Here is a 3,563-nt window from a genome sequence, read left to right as displayed (position 1 = left end):
AGCGTCAGCCGGAACTGCGACCCGCCGCCCGGCTCGCCCCACGCCTGCAGCCACCCGCCGTGCAGCCGCGCGTCCTCCAGGGAGATCGACAGCCCCAGACCCGTGCCACCCGTGGTACGGGCACGGGCCGGATCGGCACGCCAGAAGCGGTTGAACACCCGCGTCGCCTCGCCGGGCTTCAGCCCCACGCCGTAGTCGCGGACGGCCACCGCCACCGCGTTCTCCGACGCCCCGAGACGTACGACGACATCGCGGCCCTCGCCGTGCTCCACGGCGTTGACCACCAGATTGCGCAGCACCCGCTCCACGCGCCGCGCGTCGACCTCCGCGATCACGGCCTGGTCGTCGCCCTTGACGAGCAGCCGCCCGCCCTTGGCGTCCGCCAGCATCTGCGCGCCGCCCACGACCCGCCGCACGATCTCCCGCAGGTCGACGGGCTCGGCGTCCAGCGCCGCGGCCCCGGCGTCGAAGCGGCTGATCTCCAGCAGGTCGGAGAGCAGCGACTCGAACCGGTCCAGCTGGTCGAGCAGCAGCTCGGCGGAGCGGGCGGTCACCGGATCGAAGTCCTCGCGCGCCTCGTGGATGACGTCCGCGGCCATCCGCACCGTCGTCAGCGGGGTGCGCAGCTCGTGCGAGACATCGGAGACGAAACGGCGCTGCATCCGCGACAGCTCTTCGAGCTGCTGGATCTTCATCTGGAGGTTCTGCGCCATCTTGTTGAAGGACTGGCCCAGCCGGGCGATGTCGTCCTCGCCGCTGACCTTCATCCGTTCCTGCAACCGCCCCGCCGCCAGCCGCTCGGCGATGCCGGCGGCCATCCGCACGGGCGTGACGACCTGCCGTACGACGAGCCAGGCGATGGCGCCGAGCAGCACCACCACGAACACGCCGGCGGTCGCCAGCGTGCCCTTCACCAGGCTCAGCGTCTTCTCCTCCTGCGTGAAGGGGAACACGAAGTACAGCTGGTAGGGGTTGTTGTTCGGGTCGTTCAGCCGCTTGCCGATGATCAGCGAGGGCTCGCTCTCGCCCGAGCCGCGCTTCCATACGCGCGCGTACTGCTCGTAGATCCCCGAACCGTCGCCGTTGTCGACCTTCTCGCGAAGATCGGCCGGGATGCTGTCCACCGACGTGTCGTCCGAGACGAGCGAGCCGCGCGGGTTGTCGGAGGAGCCGGTGGCCTCGTTGTTCACGCTGGAGCTCATCACCAGTACGGACACCACCCCCTGCCCGCTGCCCATGAGCTGCTCGACCAGCGCCGCCCGCCACTCCGCGGAGTTCACGGCCGCGGAGGCTTCGCTGCCGCTGCCGGGCTCCTCCGAGGCGCCCCGGATCTCCGCCTGCGCGAAGCCGCTCTGCGCCTGCCCGTGCGCGGCCCCGAGCTTCGCCTCCAGCAGCCCGTTGCGGACCTGCCCGATGACGACGATGCCGAGCAGCACGACGACGCCCAGCGACATCAGCAGCGTGGTGGCGACCACCCGCAGCTGGATGTTGCGCCGGTAGAGCCTCGTCGCGATACGCAACGGGCGGCGCACCCAGCGCACGCACAGCCGGACGAACGGCTGCACCGGCCCGCCGGGCACGCCCTCCCGCGGCAGCACGCGGAACACGTCAGCTCGGTCCCGCCTTGTAGCCGACGCCGCGGACGGTCACCACGATCTCCGGCTTCTCCGGGTCCTTCTCGACCTTCGAGCGCAGCCGCTGCACGTGGACGTTCACGAGGCGCGTGTCGGCGGCGTGCCGGTAGCCCCAGACCTGCTCCAGCAACACCTCACGCGTGAAGACCTGCCACGGCTTGCGCGCCAGCGCCACCAGCAGGTCGAACTCCAGCGGCGTCAGCGCGATCGGCTCACCGCCGCGCTTCACCGAGTGCCCGGCGACGTCGATCACCAGATCGCCGATCGCCAGCTGCTCCGGCACCGGCTCCTCCGACCGGCGCAGCCGGGCCCTGATACGGGCCACCAGCTCCTTGGGCTTGAACGGCTTGACGATGTAGTCGTCGGCCCCGGATTCCAGGCCCACGACGACATCCACGGTGTCGCTCTTCGCCGTCAGCATGACGATCGGCACACCAGACTCCGCCCTGATCAGGCGGCAGACCTCGATACCGTCCCGGCCGGGCAGCATGAGGTCGAGAAGCACCAGGTCGGGCTTCGACTCGCGAAACGCGGCAAGCGCCTTGTCACCGTCCGCAACGAATGACGGTTCGAAGCCTTCCCCGCGCAGCACGATGCCGAGCATCTCGGCCAGTGCGGTGTCGTCGTCGACGACGAGAACGCGTCCCTTCATGTCGACATCATCCCATTTACACATCCCATACAGAGAATCCCGTGTCCCAGGTCACGCCCCGGCCACCGCCACGACGCGCCTCTTCCCCTGACGATCACCCTCGGTCAACGCACAACCAGCTCCGCGAGTGAATCCCCCGTTACCGGCGAGGCCACCCCGCGTTCCGTGACCAGAGCCGTCACCAGCTCCGGCGGGGTGACGTCGAATGCCGGGTTGTACGCCTGCGTGCCCGCAGGTGCGACCGCGGACGCCACCGCGGCCTGTCCCGGACCGGAGCCGGCGGCGTGCGGCACGGAGAATTCCGTGACCTCACTCCCGGCCCGCTGCTCCACCTCTATGGCCGAGCCGTCCGGCGTACTGAAGTCCACCGTCGTCGTCGGCGCGACAACGAGGAACGGAACCCGATGGTAGCGGGCGAGCACCGCCAGCGGATACGTCCCGACCTTGTTGGCCACCGACCCGTCCGCCGCAATCCGGTCCGCGCCCAGCACCACCGCGTCGACCTGACCGTTCGCGAAAAGCGACCCGGCCGCATTGTCCGTCAGCAGCGTGTACGGCATGCCCGCCCGGCCGGCCTCGTACGCGGTCAGCCGGGCCCCCTGCAGCAGCGGACGGGTCTCGTCGACCCACAGCCGCCGCAGTTCCCCGGACCGATGCGCCGCCAGCGCCACCGCAAACGCCGTACCCCCGCCACCGGACACCAGCGCCCCGGTATTGCAGTGCGTGAGCACCCGGTAGCCACCGCGGGGTACCAGCTCACCGAGCAGCCGCAGCCCGTGCTCCGCCATCCGCGCACTGGCCCGCGCGTCGTCGGCGTGCAACCGCCGCGCCTCGGCAAGCGCAGCCCCAGCGGCAGCCTCGCTGCCGCCCCCGGCCTCGCGAGCGGCCTGAAAGGCGCCCTGCGCCTTCCGTACGCCGTACGCCAGGTTGACGGCGGTCGGCCGCGCCCCGGCGAGCACGTCGGCGGCCCGGTCGACGTCATCGCCCCGCACAGCCGCCAGGGCGACGCCGTACGCCCCGGCAATACCGAGCAACGGAGCACCCCGCACGGCAAGCGTCTGAATCGCCCGCACCAACGCCGGCACATCGGCACAGACCAACTCCACCTCGTCGGCGGGCAGTCGTGTCTGATCCAACAGGGCGACCACAGGGGCGCCCCCGTCCGACGGCTCATCCCAACGAAGCGCGGCTATCTCCTCGGCCATTGTCCCAGTCTGCAAGGACCCCGGAAATGACTCAACCCCTGGGCCGTGGCCCAGGGGTTGAGTTCTCAAGTT

3 protein-coding genes are annotated in these 3,563 nt (G+C 70.6%); all 3 read right to left on the bottom strand.

What is annotated here, in order from left to right:
- Positions 1–1,607: MtrAB system histidine kinase MtrB (gene mtrB / locus H5J30_RS22315; RefSeq protein WP_309505603.1), on the bottom strand; the 1,607-nt coding region annotated here is incomplete at its 3' end.
- Between the two features lies 1 nt (position 1,608).
- The gene (mtrA, locus tag H5J30_RS22310) at positions 1,609–2,286 is read right to left on the bottom strand and encodes a two-component system response regulator MtrA (protein ID WP_181789166.1); all 678 of its coding nucleotides are present in this window, start codon (positions 2,284–2,286) and stop codon (positions 1,609–1,611) included.
- Between the two features lie 104 nt (positions 2,287–2,390).
- Complete coding sequence (gene mtnA / locus H5J30_RS22305) at positions 2,391–3,491, bottom strand: S-methyl-5-thioribose-1-phosphate isomerase (RefSeq protein ID WP_181789165.1); 1,101 nt, start codon at positions 3,489–3,491, stop codon at positions 2,391–2,393.
- Positions 3,492–3,563 lie beyond the last annotated feature (72 nt).

Source organism: Streptomyces phytophilus (assembly GCF_013870535.1).
Classification (GTDB): domain Bacteria; phylum Actinomycetota; class Actinomycetes; order Streptomycetales; family Streptomycetaceae; genus Streptomyces; species Streptomyces phytophilus.
This window is presented reverse-complemented; position numbering and strand designations above follow the sequence as displayed.